Annotated in this window: 16 protein-coding genes and 1 other RNA gene; 11 read left to right on the forward strand and 6 right to left on the reverse strand. The window is 40.8% G+C overall.

Features of this window, described 5'->3' with window-relative positions; all coding sequences use genetic code 11:
- Nucleotides 1-9: 9 nt before the first annotated feature.
- Nucleotides 10-381, reverse strand: an RNA gene (gene rnpB / locus QQK05_RS18140) — RNase P RNA component class A.
- A 132-nt stretch (nucleotides 382-513) separates the two neighbouring features.
- On the opposite strand from rnpB, the gene QQK05_RS18145 reads away from it, so the two are divergent.
- The 6 genes from QQK05_RS18145 (at nucleotide 514) to QQK05_RS18170 (ending at nucleotide 4970) form a co-directional block, all read left to right on the forward strand.
- A complete protein-coding gene (locus tag QQK05_RS18145; RefSeq protein ID WP_284301327.1) occupies nucleotides 514-1383 on the forward strand; it encodes a TolB family protein in 870 nt (289 codons plus the stop codon).
- Nucleotides 1384-1563: 180 nt separating this feature from the next.
- Nucleotides 1564-2244, forward strand: coding sequence for a tetratricopeptide repeat protein (locus QQK05_RS18150; RefSeq protein WP_284301329.1), 681 nt, complete (start codon nucleotides 1564-1566; stop codon nucleotides 2242-2244).
- Between the two features lie 54 nt (nucleotides 2245-2298).
- A complete protein-coding gene (locus QQK05_RS18155; protein WP_284301331.1) occupies nucleotides 2299-2871 on the forward strand; it encodes a DUF7010 family protein in 573 nt (190 codons plus the stop codon).
- Nucleotides 2872-2888: 17 nt separating this feature from the next.
- On the forward strand, nucleotides 2889-3218 hold the full coding sequence (locus tag QQK05_RS18160; RefSeq protein WP_284301332.1) for a DMT family transporter: 330 nt from the start codon (nucleotides 2889-2891) through the stop codon (nucleotides 3216-3218).
- 62 nt (nucleotides 3219-3280) lie between these two features.
- Nucleotides 3281-4375, forward strand: a complete 1095-nt coding sequence (locus QQK05_RS18165; RefSeq protein WP_284301335.1) for a sensor histidine kinase — start codon at nucleotides 3281-3283, stop codon at nucleotides 4373-4375.
- On the forward strand, nucleotides 4368-4970 hold the full coding sequence (locus QQK05_RS18170) for a response regulator transcription factor (protein WP_284301337.1): 603 nt from the start codon (nucleotides 4368-4370) through the stop codon (nucleotides 4968-4970). Before QQK05_RS18165 ends, QQK05_RS18170 begins: the two co-directional genes overlap by 8 nt.
- Nucleotides 4971-4993: 23 nt before the next feature.
- Here the strand turns inward: QQK05_RS18170 and rsmI are convergent, their stop codons facing one another.
- Nucleotides 4994-5845 carry a 16S rRNA (cytidine(1402)-2'-O)-methyltransferase gene (rsmI, locus tag QQK05_RS18175; RefSeq protein WP_284301339.1) on the reverse strand — a complete coding sequence of 284 codons (852 nt, stop codon included), beginning with the start codon at nucleotides 5843-5845 and terminating at the stop codon, nucleotides 4994-4996.
- Between the two features lie 156 nt (nucleotides 5846-6001).
- On the opposite strand from rsmI, the gene QQK05_RS18180 reads away from it, so the two are divergent.
- From QQK05_RS18180 to dolP, 4 genes are read left to right on the forward strand one after another with little or no spacing between them, the layout of a single operon-like run.
- Nucleotides 6002-7822 carry a penicillin-binding protein activator gene (locus QQK05_RS18180; protein ID WP_284301341.1) on the forward strand — a complete coding sequence of 607 codons (1821 nt, stop codon included), beginning with the start codon at nucleotides 6002-6004 and terminating at the stop codon, nucleotides 7820-7822.
- Nucleotides 7823-7825: 3 nt separating this feature from the next.
- Complete coding sequence (locus QQK05_RS18185; protein WP_284301345.1) at nucleotides 7826-8248, forward strand: YraN family protein; 423 nt, start codon at nucleotides 7826-7828, stop codon at nucleotides 8246-8248.
- A gap of 11 nt (nucleotides 8249-8259) precedes the next feature.
- Complete coding sequence (locus QQK05_RS18190) at nucleotides 8260-8850, forward strand: phosphoheptose isomerase (RefSeq protein ID WP_284301347.1); 591 nt, start codon at nucleotides 8260-8262, stop codon at nucleotides 8848-8850.
- Nucleotides 8851-9423 carry a division/outer membrane stress-associated lipid-binding lipoprotein gene (gene dolP, locus QQK05_RS18195; protein WP_284301349.1) on the forward strand — a complete coding sequence of 191 codons (573 nt, stop codon included), beginning with the start codon at nucleotides 8851-8853 and terminating at the stop codon, nucleotides 9421-9423.
- A 50-nt stretch (nucleotides 9424-9473) separates the two neighbouring features.
- Here dolP and QQK05_RS18200 read toward each other — a convergent pair whose 3' ends face one another.
- The gene (locus QQK05_RS18200) at nucleotides 9474-11699 is read right to left on the reverse strand and encodes a bifunctional diguanylate cyclase/phosphodiesterase (protein WP_284301351.1); all 2226 of its coding nucleotides are present in this window, start codon (nucleotides 11697-11699) and stop codon (nucleotides 9474-9476) included.
- 210 nt (nucleotides 11700-11909) lie between these two features.
- Here QQK05_RS18200 and QQK05_RS18205 point away from each other — a divergent pair, with 210 nt between their 5' ends.
- Nucleotides 11910-12809, forward strand: a complete 900-nt coding sequence (locus QQK05_RS18205) for a TIGR03899 family protein (RefSeq protein ID WP_284301353.1) — start codon at nucleotides 11910-11912, stop codon at nucleotides 12807-12809.
- Nucleotides 12810-12819: 10 nt separating this feature from the next.
- Here QQK05_RS18205 and cysH read toward each other — a convergent pair whose 3' ends face one another.
- The 3 genes from cysH to QQK05_RS18220 are packed head-to-tail and all read right to left on the reverse strand — an operon-like array spanning nucleotide 12820 to nucleotide 17094.
- Nucleotides 12820-13560, reverse strand: coding sequence for a phosphoadenosine phosphosulfate reductase (cysH, locus tag QQK05_RS18210; protein ID WP_284301355.1), 741 nt, complete (start codon nucleotides 13558-13560; stop codon nucleotides 12820-12822).
- Entirely contained in the window at nucleotides 13553-15286 is a 1734-nt protein-coding gene (gene cysI / locus QQK05_RS18215; protein ID WP_284301357.1) for an assimilatory sulfite reductase (NADPH) hemoprotein subunit, read from the reverse strand. The genes cysH and cysI overlap by 8 nt, the downstream gene beginning before the upstream one ends.
- On the reverse strand, nucleotides 15286-17094 hold the full coding sequence (locus QQK05_RS18220; RefSeq protein ID WP_284301441.1) for an assimilatory sulfite reductase (NADPH) flavoprotein subunit: 1809 nt from the start codon (nucleotides 17092-17094) through the stop codon (nucleotides 15286-15288). Before QQK05_RS18220 ends, cysI begins: the two co-directional genes overlap by 1 nt.
- Nucleotides 17095-17150: the final 56 nt, after the last annotated feature.

The following is a 17150-nucleotide window of genomic DNA, read 5'->3' on the forward strand; positions in this document are numbered from 1 at the left end:
TTTATAGAATAAGTGAGTTGGTCGATAAGCCGGGTTCTGTCTAGGACAATCATTCGTCTAGGCCTTAAATCGCTCTAAGGCTCAAGCAACCTACCCGGTTTCAACGCGAGCCACGCCATACGAAACCCTATTTGGTCTTGCTCCGAGTGGAGTTTACCTTGCAACCAACTGTTACCAGTGGCCCGGTGCGCTCTTACCGCACCCTTTCACCCTTACCAATAAAAATACTGGCGGTCTTCTCTCTGCTGCACTTGTCGTAGGCTTTCGCCCCCCAGACGTTATCTGGCACTCTGCTCTTTGGAGCCCGGACTTTCCTCCCCTTTATCTGTCTACTTGATGAATCAAATACAACGATAAAGCAGCGATTGTCTAACCAACTCGGCGCGTATTCTACACTAATTATGAGTCTGTTCAAAAATAACTTATTATATTTGCGAATCAAGATTCGCTTTAGTTTGTATTTTGAACAATGTAGAATGAGCACTTATTCATTACGATAAAAGTACGCAAAAAATGAAAACCTTAATTTTATGTTTAACCTCAGTCGTGAGCTTTATCACTCACGCAACTTCTGTTTCATATCACAACAGCGCCGCAAATCATGAGGCAGTTCAATTTGCTCCGGGCATAATCTCAACAAATGCCTTTGAAATTAATGCAGTTTTTAACAAAGCTGGAGATAAAGTCTTATTCGCACGTTGTAGTAATGACTTTAAAAAATGCACAATGATGTCTTCAGAATATAAAAGTGGGAAGTGGCAGGAACCTATCGCTTTTCCATTTTCTGGTGATTACCTAGAAGCTGATCCTTACTATGATGAAAACGAAGAATTTGTATATTTTGTATCAAAACGACCAATCACTGAGGGCAGTGAAGCCGCTAAGAGTGTTAACCTTTGGCGAACAAAATATACTAAGAATGGCTGGCAAGCTCCTGAATATTTGCCTGAATTGAGCTCTGATGCAGACGATCTTTATCCTTCAATTACCAATAATGGCGATTTATACTTTCCGTCGTTTAGAAATCAGCAACGTAAACTCTACGTCGCTAAGAAAACTTCAAATGGCTTCAAACCACCAGTTGCGTTGCCAGCAGAAATGTTTGGCAAAGATGGGAAAATTGGTGACTCGGTTGTCTTACCTGATGGCAACACGATTATCTTTAGTATGCGAAGAGCTGACAGCGTTGGCCGTGGAGATTTATACATTTCGCAATTGATCGATAATCAATGGACAGTTGCCAGGTCACTTGGTGAAAAAGTAAATACACCAAATCATGAGTTCACACCTATTGTGACGCCTGATGGTAAATACCTCTTTTTTACTCGCGTAGAAAATGGCGTTGGCAATATCTATCAAATTGCCCTTTCATCATTAATATAACCACATTTACCTTAGCGTCGTTTGATCAATAATTGCAAACGGCGCATATAACCCTCTATTTTATATAAGAAAGTTTACTTTATGACATTTGTCATATGACATTGATGACTTTCGTCTCTAATTAAAATTTGCATCATGAGTAACAATTAATTCCGTAATCAACACAACAAGGAATTACGTATGAAAAAGTTACTACTAGCAAGTTTCATCATTACATCAACATCAGCCATCGCTGACCAGTCGCAAATCAATGCTATTGAAAACGCTTCAATGCAGCTGAACACTCAACAGCTTATTGCCTTAACAGAACAAAATGAAAGCTATGATCAAGGTTTAGCACTTTATCGATTAGCTATTGCACAAAACCTTACAGTGGATGCCGATAGCGCAATTGACTCTCTCAATAAAGCGATGAAAGTTATGGAAGCACATGTTGAGACAACACCAAATGATGGTGAAGCCTGGGCACTACTTGCACAAATATACGGTTTAAAGATTGGTTACGAGCCAATGAAGGGTGCCTTTTACGGCCCAAAATCAGGTAAAGCATTGAACCATGCATTCAAATACGCTCCACAAAGCCCTAGAACACACCTCGTCAAAGCGGTTAGTGAATACAACACACCTGCCATGTTTGGCGGTAGCAAAGCTGCAGCACTCAAGTCATTAGATCAAGCGATTGGACTATTCAAATCAGACACGAGCAACAACCAATGGGGTGAGCCAGAAGCTTATGTATGGCGCGGATTAACACACTTATCACAAAACAATTTAGAAAAAGCGATGCAAGATTGGCAGCACGCGCTTGATATTGCACCCGATTATGGTTGGGCAAAGATGTTAATCAATCAAAACAAATAAAAAACAAATGAATAAAGCCGCGAGCTTTCGCGGCTTTCCATGGAGGATATAACAATGACAAAATCACTTGAACAATACCGCGAAGAATACAAACAGAAATCACTTATAACCATGCCAATTGCTGGCACAATAGTTTGGTTTTTATTAGGCATAACTGCCCTTTTTATCCCAGCAAACCAAATGGTACTCCCTGTCTATATTGGCACAGGATCAATTTTCTACTTGGCTTTATTTATATCGCGTTTTACTGGTGAAAAGTTGTTAGTCAAGAAGGAAGAGCGCAACCCATTCGACTCACTATTTCTCTATACCTTAGTCATGAGTTGGTGTGCTTTTGCTATTGCCATTCCTTTTGGCATTGAAGACCATACTGCTGTGCCAATGGCAGTGGGTATTGTTGCTGGCTTAATGTGGGTGCCAATTTCATGGACACTTGAGCACAATGTGGGAGTAGTGCACACATTAATGAGAACAGCGCTAATTTTATTAGCTTGGATCACCTTTCCTGAGCATAGTTATGTGTTAATACCCTTTATCATTGTATTCGTTTATATCATTAGCCTGTATCAATTAATTACTCGCCACAAGCGTGTTGTTAGAGATACGCAACAACCGCAAGTTGCCTAGCCATTGAGGAGATTATCATGGCTTATTTATGTTTAATTTTGGCAATCATTAGTGAGGTTATCGCCACTTTATGCTTGAAAGCATCTAATGGCTGGCAACACACAGGATATGGAATGGCATCGGTAGCACTTTACACCGTCGCGGGCATCTTTCTATCTTACACACTCAAGTCGATGAGTGTCGGTATCACTTATGCTATTTGGTCTGGTGTTGGAATAGCCCTAGTGTGCATTGCATCAGTGTATTTATGGCAACAAAAATTTGATTCCTTCGCCTATGCCGGTATTGCAATGATTGGTTTGGGCACATTGCTAATAACAGCTAAATCGAGTGTTGTCATTCAGTAGTCAGGTTATTGCTTGCAAATCGAAAAAACCAAGGTAACGTATTAAATATTAAGGAGAAAGTAATGAGCAACACATTTGACATAGCACTCGCTGATAACCGCAAGCCATATTGGATATGGGGGCCGTTAGCATTTTCTATCTTTTACTTTCTTCCATTAATTTTCAGTTTCGAAAAATTTACGGCCGTACGGTTATTAGGTATGGCGGGTATTTTTGCCATTTTTATCCTGCTTTATATAAAAGCAACATTTGCTCATGGTCGTAAAACTCTCATTGCTATAGTCGCTATCGTATTGCTCTCAACATTCGGCACGTATGTAACGCCTGGCACTCAAGCCCTATTTGGCTATGCTGCGTTTTTTACAGGCTTCTATTACACCATGAATCGAGGTATTTGGGGCCTAGCCTTGATCGTTCTTTCAATCTTGTTGGCTGCAAAGCTTTTTGGCTTTACCGATGCGTATTTTCTTGCTCCTGCATTAATTGTGTCGATTGGGATGTTCTTTTTTGGTCATGCCGAACGCAGAGATCGTATACATTCCAAAAAAGAAGAGAAAAGCCAGGCACAAATTGAGCAACTCGCAACAATCGCTGAGCGTGAGAGAATTGCTCGAGACTTACATGACCTTGTAGGTCACTCTTTATCTTCAATTGCATTAAAGGCTGAATTAGCGCAAAAGCTAATGGACAAAGAATACACTGAGCAAGCTAGAGTACAAATTAACGAAGTCGCAGATCTTTCTCGTCGTACCTTAGCTGAAATACGACATGCCGTTTCAGGTTTGAAACAAGTCAATTTAACAGGTCAAATTGCCAAATTAACAAAAGAGCTATCTGCTCAGGGCTTTAACGTTGAAGAACAAGTAAGTATAAAGCAACTTTCGCCTCAAATTGAGTCCCAATTAATGTTAATAATTACTGAGTTGGTGACGAATATCTTACGGCACAGTAATGGTAACCAAGTGGAGCTGTCTTTGGTTCAAAAAGATGGAATATCATTGCGTGTATTTGATAATGGAACCGGTTCAATCAGTGACAAAGGGAATGGGCTGACAGGCATCAAAGAGCGATGTCAGCAACTGGGCACTATGCCCAATATAAGTTACGGCAATGGATTTAGTGTTTCGATATTTATTCAGGAAGAAACAAATGATTAATGTTTTAGTTGTTGAAGATCAAGCGATGGTGCGTGGTGCAATCTGCGCATTGTTATCGTTGGAAGACAATATTCATGTGGCTGCAGAAGCAGAGAATGGCGAGCAAGCAAAAAAACTTCTACAAGCGCATCAAGTCGATATCGTCTTAACGGATATAGAAATGCCACAAACAACTGGTATTGAATTAGCCGAGTACATTGCCGAAACGCAACCAGATATAAAAACCATCATTATGACAACCTTTAGCAAAGTTGGCTACATCAAACGCTCAATGCAAGCGGGAGTTAAGGGATTCATATTAAAAGAAGCGCCATCTGATGATTTAGTCGATGCCGTTAATCAAGTATACAATGGGCGTAAGATTATCGATCCAGAGCTCGCAATTAGTGCTCTTGACGACAACGATCCGTTAACCGACAAAGAACGCAAAGCCCTCAGGCTGGCGAGTGAAGGTTTAAAAACAGGAGAAATAGCAGAAAAGCTGTTTCTCTCAGAGGGCACCGTCAGAAATTATTTATCGGAGTGCATTGCCAAACTCAATGCTAGCAACCGTGTTGAGGCTGCACGTATAGCAAAACAAAAAGGTTGGCTCTAAAGCCAACCTTCCTCAGCGTGACATTATTGCTTTAATGTAAGCGCAAAGTCATACAACGTGTTTTTCTTCACACCATAAATTTTTGCGGCAACAGCACACGCTTTTTTAGGCGGTAACTCTTCTAATAGAATCTCAAGCGTTTTAGCTATTTCAGGCGAAATTCCAGTATTATCTTTGGGTTTACCAGCAATAATTAAGACCATCTCGCCTTTGAGCTGATTCGGGTCTTCATTTAACCAATCGAGTAAGTTTTGTGCACTATCACTGTAAACCGTTTCAAACGTTTTTGTCAGCTCTCTTGCCATGACAACTCGCCGCTCTCCACCAAGCACCTCCACGATATCAGCGACGGTATCAATCGCTCTTCTAGGTGCATCATAAAAAACCATCGTTCGTTCTTCATTTGCCAGTGCTGCCAGCGTTTTTTGCCGAGCACCTGATTTAGAAGGTAAGAAGCCTTCAAAGGTAAACCTATCGGTTGGTAGACCCGCAACACTTAATGCGCTGATCGCGGCACAGGCACCAGGAACAGGTACAATACGTATATCGTGTTCTCTTAAGAAGCTAACAATATGGAAGCCTGGATCGCTAATCAAAGGAGTACCAGCATCAGACACCAACGCTATTGATTTTCCTTCTTGCAGTAACTGTAAAAAATAGTCTTGTCGCTGGCGTTCGTTATGATCATGCAACGAAATAGTCTTGTTAGAAATTGCAAAATGATTCAGTAATCGTTGCGTATGTCTTGTATCCTCACAAGCTATGATATCGACTTGGGCAAGAACGCCAATTGCACGTTCGGTCATATCGGCAAGATTACCAATTGGCGTTGAAACAACATACAACTGACCAGCTTCAACAAAAATTTGTGACATAATACCTTCTTCCTCGTCACAAATGTTGTGACTACTTGCTTTGGCGTTTATTATAAACCGACTACTGTAAATACGGATATATAACTCGTGCTTTTCAATCGCTTTTTTTCAAAAAAACACCAACTCGCGCTGTTTTCTGTCGTGAGCCTTACGCTAATGAGCTGTTCTTCTAGTCCCAAAAAGACGCAGCCTAGCGTTAACCAAACACCCGTTGAAGTAGAAAAAAGTACGACTGTCGAAAACAATGCACAATCTATTCTTGAACAAGCGGAGCTTTCCCTTGCTTCAGCTCCGGATCAAGCGAGTCATTTATTGATCCAAGCAGCGCAAGCATATATCCAAGAAGGTAAGCCGAATAATGCCTTATGGTTAGCGAAACAATTAGCGAAGACCCCAGAGTTGCAAACGAACCAACAACAATATCAAGTTGTAGTTATTACAGCTCAGGCATACCAACAATTAGCGCCAGAAAAAGATTTATCAGAATTATTATTTCAGGCAGATGAGTTAGCTGAACAATCCAACATTGCTCATACGATCGAATATTATCAGCTTAAAGCGCTTCAGGCTAAACAAAGCAATCAACTTGTCAGTGAACTTGACGCCCTATTACGTGTTTTCTCGCTAGATTCAGATATTACTAACGGCGATATTGAGTATTTGTGGGTTAAATTTAGTGAATTAACTCAATGGCAGCAGCAACAGTTGAATCAACTAAGTGCTCCACTAGTAACGCCGTGGCTAACACTAACGAGTATAGCCAATAATTACGGCCACGAAGCAAGTGAGTTCTCTCGTCACTTAACTCAGTGGCAGACGAGAAATGGCACCCACCCTGCTAGTGTCATTGCCCAACAGTTGTTACAAGAACAAAGCATAGCTGAAAACAACCTCAATGAAGGCTCTCCTGCAGAGCCCGAAGTTATTGCCGTTATTCTCCCATTATCGGGTAAACAAGTTAAAGCGGGACAAGTAGCTCAAGAGGGAATTCTAGCTGCTTACCAAAATAATCAAGCGTTGACGCTAAAGTTTATCGATGCCAATCAACTCGACTTCACTACCTTAGCTGACGACTTGTCTCAAATGAAGGCAACACGTGTTATCGGGCCACTGTTAAAACAAAATGTTGAGCAGTTCCTTGCGCAAAGTATTCAATTACCAACCTTGTTACTCAACATACCTAATCAAACCCAACTGCAAGAATACCAAATCGCTATTTCAATGCGCCCTGAGGATGAAGCAATCCAAGCTGCTGCTCAGCTAAGTGACAAGCGATACAAGAAGCCACTTATCCTGAGTCACAAAGATGGCGTAAGCCAGCGCATCGCACAAACGTTTGCAAGCCAATGGCAATCAATCACAGGTGAGACAATTGAAAGCATGACTTACAGTCAGGGTAAAGACATGCAAACACAATTGAAAGCGAGCCTTGGTGTTGATGCAAGCCAAAAGCGAATTGCCGATTTACGTTTGCGTTTAGACCAAATAATCAAAATCGAAGAGCGAAATCGCCGAGATATAGACATGATTTATATTGTCGGCAACAATTCACAAACACGTTTGATTAAACCTTATATCGATGTAAATATCGCCACATTTGCCAATATTATTCCTGTTTATGCTAGCTCCAGAAGTCACAGCTTGATTCATGATGACAGTGCACTTGTGGATTTAAACGGTATGACTTTTACTGAGATGCCTTGGATGTTGAGCTCTGAGCAACAAAACACGCCATTGGCCAAACAAGCTAAAAGTTTATGGCCAAACCGCAGCGACTCACTTCAACGAATTTTTGCAATGGGTTATGACGCAATTTCGTTAGTCAACAAGATCGATGCATTTCAAACGAAGCCCTATGTCCGCCACTTTGGTCAAACAGGGGTATTAAAATTAAATGACCAAAATGTGCTCACTCGCTCTTTGTTATGGGGGCAGTACAATCGAAACAACGTTAAGCAACTTGCTCAAATAAACTAAACGATGTCATGGAAAAAAGCGCTAATGGACTTGCGTGATAAAATGAAGCCAAATGATATTCGTGGAGCACTGACGACAAAAGAAGTTGGTCAATCAATGGAACTTGTCGCTGCAGAATACCTCAAACAACAGGGGCTAACACTAATTGCAACTAACTTTAGTTGTAAGTTTGGCGAAATTGATTTGATTTTGCAGGAGCAACAAAGCTTAGTTTTTGTCGAGGTCAAATACCGCCAATCAGCGGCCTTTGGCGGTGCTATTAATGCAATTTCACCGACAAAGCGGGAAAAAATTATTAAAACCGCACAAATTTACATGCAACAAGCAAAGTTAAATGAATATAATACTTGCTGCAGATTTGATGTAGTGGCGATCCAAGGTACAGCCTCACATCCTGATATTTCATGGCTAAAAAATGCCTTTTAACGGAGTCTTACATGCTAGACCTTATCAACAGTAACTTTACCGAAAGCATCCAAACCAAAATTGCCGCCAGCGAAGCAATTGCTGGTTCAATAGAACAAGCAGGTATGATTCTTGTGCAAAGCCTTCTGGCAGGAAATAAAATTTTATCTTGTGGTAATGGCGGCAGTGCTGGTGATGCACAACACTTTTCGTCAGAGCTTTTAAACCGTTTTGAGATTGACCGTCCGAGTCTTCCTGCTATCGCTTTAACAACAGACAGTTCAACGTTAACGTCGATTGCAAATGACTACAGTTATGATGAAATCTTCTCAAAACAAGTACGTGCACTTGGCGCAAAAGGTGATGTACTACTGGCAATATCAACAAGCGGTAACTCACGCAATGTTATCAAAGCAATTGAAGCTGCTGTAGCTCGTGATATGCCAATTATTGCACTTACAGGTAAAGATGGCGGTGATATCGCAGGGTTATTAGGTGAGAATGATGTTGAGATTCGCGTTCCTTCATCTCGTACAGCGCGTATTCAAGAAGTGCACCTATTAGTCATTCACTGTCTATGTGAAATTATCGATACTACACTATTTCCTCAAGGCGATAACTAGATGAAAAATTCAAGCAAACTACTGATTATCGCTGCAACGTTAACAATGCTCCAAGGCTGTGTTACTGCAGCGGTAGTAGGTGTTGTCGGAGGTGCAGTTGTTGCCAATGACAATCGAAGTGTTGGTCAACAAATTGATGATCAAAATATCGAAATTAAAGCAATGGCTGAAATTGCAAAGCAAGATGCCTTAACAGAAGGTAGTCGTATTAAAGTTGTTAGCCTAAACGGCAGAATATTAGTCGTTGGCCAAGCAAAAAATGAATACGTTCGAGACCTTGCTATCAAAACCGTTAACAATATTGAAGGTGTCAGCCAGGTTTATAATCAATTACGTATCGGTAATGAAACCTCTGTTACAACGCAGTCAAATGATGTTTGGCTAACCTCAAAGGTTAAAACAGCACTATTTGCCGATGAAAATATTGACGCGACAAATATTAAAGTCGTTACGGAGAACGGCGAAGTTTTCTTAATGGGGCTTGTTGCACAAACTCAAGCAAACGCAGCGGTAGACGTCGCACGAAATATAAGCGGTGTAAATCGCGTATTTAAAGCGTTTGAGTATTTATAAAAACGTTTGAATAATAAAAAAGCCGCTATTTAGCGGCTTTTTTGTTTAGATTACTTTTGATTTTTCAAGTATTCGATAAACTCTTCACTTGGCATCGGCTTCGCGTAATAAAAGCCTTGAACTTCATCACAGCCATGCTTGATTAAATGTTCTTGCTGCTCAAGTTCCTCAATACCCTCAGCAATTACTTTCAAATCGAGTTGCTTACCAAGATTAATAATCGTTTCTGCAATAAATGAATGTTCTTTGTCAGCAATACTTTTAACAAATGAACGATCAACCTTTAAACGGTCCAATGGCAGTTTTTGAAGGTAACTCATTGACGAGTAGCCAGTACCAAAGTCATCGAGGGCAATGCTAATTTGCTCTTGCTTTAATCGAATTAAAGAGTCGACGACTACTTGAGGATCGTCCATTAAGATATTTTCAGTGATCTCAAGCTCTAACTTACTCGTTTTTACTTGGTGTGCTTTGGTTGCATCAATGATCGAATCAACAAAATCACTGCGCTTGAATTGCGGTATTGAAACATTGACAGAAATACCAACATCATCAAAACCATGCTTCTCAAGCTCTTTGATTTGCAAGCATGCTTGGTTAATAACCCAATCACCAATATCTAAAATAAGTCCTGAATATTCTGCTAGTGGTACAAAAACAGCAGGAGAAATAAATTGACCATCTTCTGTTTGCCAACGCAATAACGCTTCTGCGCCAATGACACGACCTGATGTAAGCTCTAGTTGTGGTTGATACCACAAGGCAAGTCGATTTGCTTTAAAATCATGACGTAATTGACGAATCATGCCGAAGCGCCATAAGGTCTGCTCTTCCATCTCCTTGGCATAATACATGTAATGCACGTTGCGGTCTTTCTTCGCCAGATTAAGCGCAATGTTTATTTGGTTTAACACTTCAACGCCACGGCCGCCTGCATCTCCTTGACCACAAAAGCCAAAGCATGCACTAACAGGCAAGAATTGATCGCCTGCTGAGAATGGATCAACAAATGTCTGCGTTAGCTTCTCAGGTGTCAATACCGCACTAGGGCCAATCAAGCCAAACACGTCGGCACCGACACGTGCTATTTTACAGTTGTTACCATACCCCGATAAACGGGCAGCAACAGCTTTCAATAGCTGATTACCAATATCTTGACCTAAGCCATCATTAATATCACTAAAGTGGCTAATATCAATAAGTACGGCTACTGAATCTTCTTGGTCATGACGACTAAAATGCTCAAGTTCATTAACAAAAGCCAATCGATTCGGTAAATCTGTCAACCAATCTTTATATGCCGCATTATTTAGCTTTTGGAACAAGTGAACATTTTCGTAACCCGTTACAACGTTTGTTAAGAAGACTTCAAGTAACGGCTTAACTTGCTCAGAAAGAGGTTCGTCAATGGCCAAATACACGACGGTTCTGAAATCTCCACGTGCTAGATAAAGCACGACAAATTGGTCATCAAAAAAGTGTTTCTTTTGAGTAAAGCAGCGATTAAGCGCTTCAGTCACGTCATTATCAAGGACTTGGCTACATTTTTGATTAACAAGACTTGCTTCCAAATTATTCTGTGCCAGCACATATAAACTCAAATCATCTGCGTCATCGATAACGCCCTGACCTCGAGCACAAAAAACGCTTGAGGTAACGTTACCAAGCATATTATGGAATTGCTCGAGCACACCATGGGCATAATCGGTAATATTGTGTAATTCAAGCAACTCAGATGTCGCACCAATGACTTTCTCTAGTCCTTGTTGACTCTGATTAATGGTGTGAATTTGCTGGTAAGAACGAATCGCAGCATAAACCGTTGTTACAAGTTTACGTCGGGTTAATTCGGTTTTCGTTTTATAATCGTTAATATCATAATCTTTGATGACACTCTCTTCTGGCGCATAGCCAGGTTGACCTATTCTCAAGACAATTCGAATATCTTGACGGTCTAATTCATCACGAATGTATTTAACAACATTTAGGCCCGCATCATCGGTTTCCATCACGACATCAAGAAGTACGAGAACAATATCGTCTCTTGACTCGATCAACTGACATGCATCTTGTCCGGAATAGGCGTGTAAATATTCTAAAGAACGACCTAACACAATGACGTCAGACAGGGCGAGTTGAGTCACTGAATGGATTTCAGGATCATCGTCTACTATCAATACTTTCCATGTATCTTCGCTTTTTTCATCTACGACATCATCTTCGTAGAAGTCATCAGAAAATAAGAATTCTTCTTCGGCTCGCTCAGTTACTTGCATATGCCCCTCAAAAAGCTGAATATGGAACCCAGCTTAGATACTACAATAAAAAATATATCTAGTTCCCTTCTTTACATTCTAGTACATAATAAAAGTCGGGATCATATTATTCAACAAATTATAGATCGAATAATTTAACTTATAACAATTGTAAACGTCTAATTAACAATACCAACTTTGTGCTTACAAACCTAATTTGCAGAGTAAAACATGACAAAAAAAACACACGCTAAAGAAGGTACTTTAATCGTTAATGAATCTAACGGTAATGTTACGCAGTCTACTACAGAAGAAAAAGTAACAGAAACTAAGTCGGCAAGTGGTCAGTCATCTGCAAAACAATTGCTTACATTAGCAAAAGCCTTTGCTATTGATGGTAGTTTGCTACCGCCAGAAAAACAAATGCCGTTACAAGAAAGAGTTGATCGCAGAGCGCTAAGCCAAAAGCAAAGACAACAATTGAATTTGGAGTCTATCATAGTAAAAGCAGTAAGTTATTGTTCTACGACAACAATTGCGGAGCAGGTTGATGCGGACTGGTTTTCTCAGTTCATGAAGTTGTCGAAAGATGTCAGTAATAAAACAATGCAAGAGTTGTGGGCGAAAATACTGTCAAAAGAAATTAACCACCCAGGCGCATTCGCGATAAAAACACTGAAGATATTTAAGGATTTAAGCATTCATGATGCGAAGCTTTTCGCCAAGGCAACCGCGATAGCGATGAGAGATAAAACCAGTAAACAATATCGAATTTTATCAGGTTGTTATCAGGTGCCAAGTTTATGGAATAGTTTTGATAAACAAAGAGAGGTTAGCATTGACTTAACTAAGTTTGGGTTGAGTTATAGTGACCTACTAACATTAGCCAATAACGCCTTACTCTTTATTCAAGAAACTGAAACCGCCAGTTTTGCAAAACAACAAGAACTAGCACTGATATTTCAAGGCCAATCTGTTGTCTTCAAAAGTAAGAAGAAAAATAACGTGATCAAGTACTATAAATTCAGTGAAGCCGGATGTGAGTTGGCGCGACTCATTGCAGAAAAACCTGATAACGCAGCTAAACAATCGTTAACTGCGCAACTCAGTCATCATTTTAGTTGCAAGTAACACTTACAAGCTAGATGCCGTCACCATCAGTGTGCAAGCCACATTCTCGTGCACGGCCATTAAATCGCGTATCACTCTCGCTCATGCCAGCCGTTAGTGGTGAAGAGCTATGCGTATCACCAACGGAGACGTAACCTTCGTCCCACAGTGGATGGTAAGGTAAATTGTGCTTAGTTAAATATTGATGAACGTCTTTGTTTGACCAATCGATGATCGGATGAACTTTAAAGCGTCCACGTAAAATAGACACGACCGACAAGCCTTGTCGATGATCAGACTGTTGACGTCTGATACCTGAAAACCACGAGCTCGCTTCAAGCTCAGTCAACCCACGCTCTAACGGCTCAACCTTGTTACGTCGGTTATAACGCTTAAGTTCATCATCACCTAAACACCACTCTTCACCATATTTAGCTAACTGCCACGCTGTACTTTCTTTTGCACTATAAACTTTTAAATTTAAGTTCATACGGTCAGTTAGTTGATCGATGAATTGGTATGTTTCAGGAAACAAGTGCCCAGTATCCGTAAGTAATACAGGAATATCGGGATAAACCTGAGTAACTAAATGCAGCATTACCGCTGACTGAATACCAAAGCTAGATGATAGAACAAACTCACCTGGTAAATGCTCAAGAGCCCATTCAACTCGCTCTTGAGGCGTCATTTTTTCAAGTGTCGTATTCCATTGCGCTAACCAGGACTCAGGCAATGACGATGGAAAGCGACTATCTATTGCTCGACTAGGCATAAAAGTCCCTCGCACTTACAACAACTTCAGCCACTATGCCAGCACGGATAACATAGTCTCCGAAACATTCATTTTCTTGTTTTTCCGTCGCCCAGCGACCAACTAAGCTATCAATTTCAGATAAAATTGTTGCTTCATCAATACCGTCTTTGTAGAGCTTAGGAATACGTGTACCTTCAGTGTTGCCACCTAAGTACATGTTGTACTTACCCGGCCCCTTACCGACTAAACCAAGCTCGGCTAACATTGCACGGCCACAACCATTAGGACAACCCGTTACCCTAAGGATAATACTTTCATCAGCAACATTATGTTTTGCAAGGATAGCATCAACATCATCAATTAAGCCTGGAAGGTATCGCTCCGCCTCAGCCATAGCTAAAGGACAAGTCGGGAACGCAACACACGCCATAGAATCTTTGCGTTGCTTTGAAACACCATCGTCAATTAAACCATGGTTGCGAGCAATGTCTTCAATCAGCGTCTTATCAGCTTCAGCAACACCTGCAATAATCAAGTTCTGATTTGCAGTCATTCTAAAATCGCCTTTGTGGATTTCGGCAATTTTTGCAACGCCTGATTTAAGCGGCTTACCTGGGTAGTCAAGCAAGCGACCGTTTTCGATAAACACCGTTAAGTGATATTTTCCATCAACGCCTTCAACCCAACCAAAACGGTCACCACGACCAGTGAATTCATAGTCACGAGATGGTTCGAAGGTATGTTCAGCACGTTTTTCAACTTCCGCTTTGAACGTATCAATACCTACACGATCTAATGTGTATTTCGTTTTTGCATTTTTTCGATTTACGCGGTTACCCCAATCACGCTGTGTTGTCACAACTGCAGCGGCAACGTCTAACGTTTTATCTAGAGGTACAAAACCAAAGTCATCAGCACGACGAGGATAGGTCGAGGTGTCACCATGAGTCATAGCCAGACCACCGCCAACTAAGACATTAAAACCAACTAACTTGCCACCTTCGGCAATTGCCACAAAGTTTAAATCATTTGCGTGAACATCAACGTCGTTCTGTGGTGGTATAACAACCGTCGTTTTAAACTTACGAGGTAAATATTGGCTACCTAAAATTGGCTCTTCAGTCGATTCAACCTTTTCGCCATCTAGCCAAATTTCAGCGTATGCCTTCGTCTTAGGAAGTAAGTGCTCACTAATCTTTTTGGCCCACTCGTATGCTTCTTGATGCACTTCCGATTCAACTGGATTTGTCGTACACAATACGTTTCGGTTTACATCACCAGCCGTAGCGATAGAGTCAATGCCAATACTATTTAATGTTTGATGCATTAATTTAATATTTGGCTTCAATACACCGTGAAACTGAAACGTTTGGCGCGTGGTCAAACGAATTGAGCCATACGACGTATGATCTTGTGCAAACTTGTCAATCGCAAGCCATTGCGTTGGTGTAATAACGCCACCTGGCATACGTGCTCTTAGCATTACATTATGTAAAGGCTCAAGCTTTTGCTTTTGACGCTCTGCGCGAATATCACGGTCATCTTGTTGGTACATCCCGTGAAAACGAATTAACTGGAAATTGTCAGCAGTAAAACCACCAGTCATACGATCATTTAAATCATCTGCTATGGTTCCGCGCAAAAAGTTACTATCGCCTTTAATACGCTCATTTTCAGCTTTCTTACCTTCAACAATGATAGGGCCTTGGCCTAAAACTTGTTTATTTGAATCTGTGTTTGACATTAGTAGACATCTCTTTGGTAACGCTTATCTGTGCGTAATGCTTTTAAATAATCTTCAGCTTGCTCCGGCGTTTTACCACCTTGCTCTGCTACAACTTCGATTAGTGCTTGGTGCACATCTTTGGCCATGCGATTTGCATCGCCACAAATATATAAATGAGCGCCACTTTCAAGCCATTGATACACTTCTTGCGCGTTCTCTTTAATACGATGCTGAACATAAACTTTTTCAGCTTGATCACGTGAAAAAGCTACGTCCATTTTGGTCAACAAGCCAGATTTTAGATAGTTCTGCCATTCCACTTGATATAGAAAATCTTGTGTAAATGTTTGATCACCAAAGAACATCCAATTTCGACCATCTGCGTCACGAGCTTCACGCTCTTGCATGAATGCCCTAAAAGGTGCCACACCTGTACCAGGACCAATCATGATAACGTCTGTTGAATCATTTTCTGGTAGACGGAAGTTATTGTTATGTTCAACGAAAACTTTAACTTTTCCTCCCTCTTCCAAGCGATGAGATAAGAAGCCAGAAGCACCACCTAAACGTGCTTCACCATCCTTTTCAAACGCTACAACACCCAAGGTTAAATGTACTTCTTCATCGACTTCTGCCTGGCTCGAGGCAATAGAGTACAAACGAGGCGTTATCTTTCTTAAGCTATCAACGAGTACTTGTGCGTCGATTGCCTTTGGTGCAATTTTTACGATATCAATCACTTGATGCTCTAGTGCAAATTCACGCAGTGCATTTTTATCTTGGACGAGATCTGTAAGCTTCTCATTTGAAGTATGCTCCGCCCAAAATTCAATGAACTTACCATTCGACTGAGTTAACTCGAATTTTTCCACTAACGCTTGTTTAATAGGTAGTTGCTCACTAGATAGTGAAACCTGCTCGTCACCTGATAATTCAACTAATGTTAATAACTCTGCTACTAAACTTTCATCATTTTCAAACCATACGCCAAGTGCATCTCCAACCTGGTAAGTTAAGCCTGAATCTGACAAATCAATTTCAATGTGGCGAACATCTTTATTTGAATCTCGGCCAGTGATTTTTTGATTAACTAATAGTTCAGCTTCATATGGTGACTCTTTTGAATACTGACTTGCTGTAGTTACTTCAGTCACGGGTAAAGCAACAACATCAGCGCCTGATTGCGCAGTTAGCTCATCTTTTAATTGTTCAACGATGGTTTGTGACCAAGCTTTCGCTTCGTCTTGATAATCAACATCACAATCAACACGATCAGCAACACGCTTAGCGCCCAATGCTTCTAGTTGAAGATCGAAATCTTTACCTGTTTGACAGAAAAATTCATAACTACTGTCACCTAGTGATAGTACGCTGAACTTTAACTGATCTAATTTTGGCGCTTTTTTAGAATATAAAAACTCATGGAAAGCTAACGCATCATCTGGCGGCTCGCCCTCACCATTGGTACTCGCAACAATTAATAGGTGGCTTTCTGACTTAAGCGATTTCGCTTTGTAATCAGCAACATTTTTTAAGTTAACACTTATTCCTGCGGCCGTTGCTTGTTCTGCGAGCTTACTAGCAACGCCCTTCGCGTTGCCCGTTTGTGATGCATATAAAATCGTTAATGTAGCACTTACTTGAGCTTGAGGGGCTACTGCTTGAACTGCACCTGGTTGCTCACTTTTAGCTGCTAAATAACCACTTGCCCACGCAAGTTGTAGTGGCGTAAAACCACTTGTTACTTGTTGTAAGCCTGCAAGTTGATTCGCATCAAGAGATGCTAAACCTGAATTATTCGATTGATTTTGTTGTTTAGACAACATAACTGTCATTTCGCCTATTACAATAATTAGGCAAATGATAGCGCCACTCAAGCAAC

The sequence above is a fragment of the Thalassotalea loyana genome (genome assembly GCF_030161435.1).
GTDB classification, from domain to species: domain Bacteria; phylum Pseudomonadota; class Gammaproteobacteria; order Enterobacterales; family Alteromonadaceae; genus Thalassotalea_G; species Thalassotalea_G loyana.

Coding starts and splice junctions, on each gene's coding strand:
- cysI (WP_284301357.1), bottom strand. CDS start 15,286: ATGTCAAACACAGATTCAAATAAACAAGTTTTAGGCCAAGGCCCTATC.
- QQK05_RS18205 (WP_284301353.1), top strand. CDS start 11,910: ATGACAAAAAAAACACACGCTAAAGAAGGTACTTTAATCGTTAATGAA.
- rsmI (WP_284301339.1), bottom strand. CDS start 5,845: ATGTCACAAATTTTTGTTGAAGCTGGTCAGTTGTATGTTGTTTCAACG.
- QQK05_RS18160 (WP_284301332.1), top strand. CDS start 2,889: ATGGCTTATTTATGTTTAATTTTGGCAATCATTAGTGAGGTTATCGCC.
- QQK05_RS18170 (WP_284301337.1), top strand. CDS start 4,368: ATGATTAATGTTTTAGTTGTTGAAGATCAAGCGATGGTGCGTGGTGCA.
- QQK05_RS18155 (WP_284301331.1), top strand. CDS start 2,299: ATGACAAAATCACTTGAACAATACCGCGAAGAATACAAACAGAAATCA.
- QQK05_RS18150 (WP_284301329.1), top strand. CDS start 1,564: ATGAAAAAGTTACTACTAGCAAGTTTCATCATTACATCAACATCAGCC.
- QQK05_RS18190 (WP_284301347.1), top strand. CDS start 8,260: ATGCTAGACCTTATCAACAGTAACTTTACCGAAAGCATCCAAACCAAA.
- QQK05_RS18220 (WP_284301441.1), bottom strand. CDS start 17,094: ATGTTGTCTAAACAACAAAATCAATCGAATAATTCAGGTTTAGCATCT.
- QQK05_RS18200 (WP_284301351.1), bottom strand. CDS start 11,699: ATGCAAGTAACTGAGCGAGCCGAAGAAGAATTCTTATTTTCTGATGAC.
- cysH (WP_284301355.1), bottom strand. CDS start 13,560: ATGCCTAGTCGAGCAATAGATAGTCGCTTTCCATCGTCATTGCCTGAG.
- QQK05_RS18165 (WP_284301335.1), top strand. CDS start 3,281: ATGAGCAACACATTTGACATAGCACTCGCTGATAACCGCAAGCCATAT.
- QQK05_RS18180 (WP_284301341.1), top strand. CDS start 6,002: ATGAGCTGTTCTTCTAGTCCCAAAAAGACGCAGCCTAGCGTTAACCAA.
- QQK05_RS18145 (WP_284301327.1), top strand. CDS start 514: ATGAAAACCTTAATTTTATGTTTAACCTCAGTCGTGAGCTTTATCACT.
- QQK05_RS18185 (WP_284301345.1), top strand. CDS start 7,826: ATGTCATGGAAAAAAGCGCTAATGGACTTGCGTGATAAAATGAAGCCA.
- dolP (WP_284301349.1), top strand. CDS start 8,851: ATGAAAAATTCAAGCAAACTACTGATTATCGCTGCAACGTTAACAATG.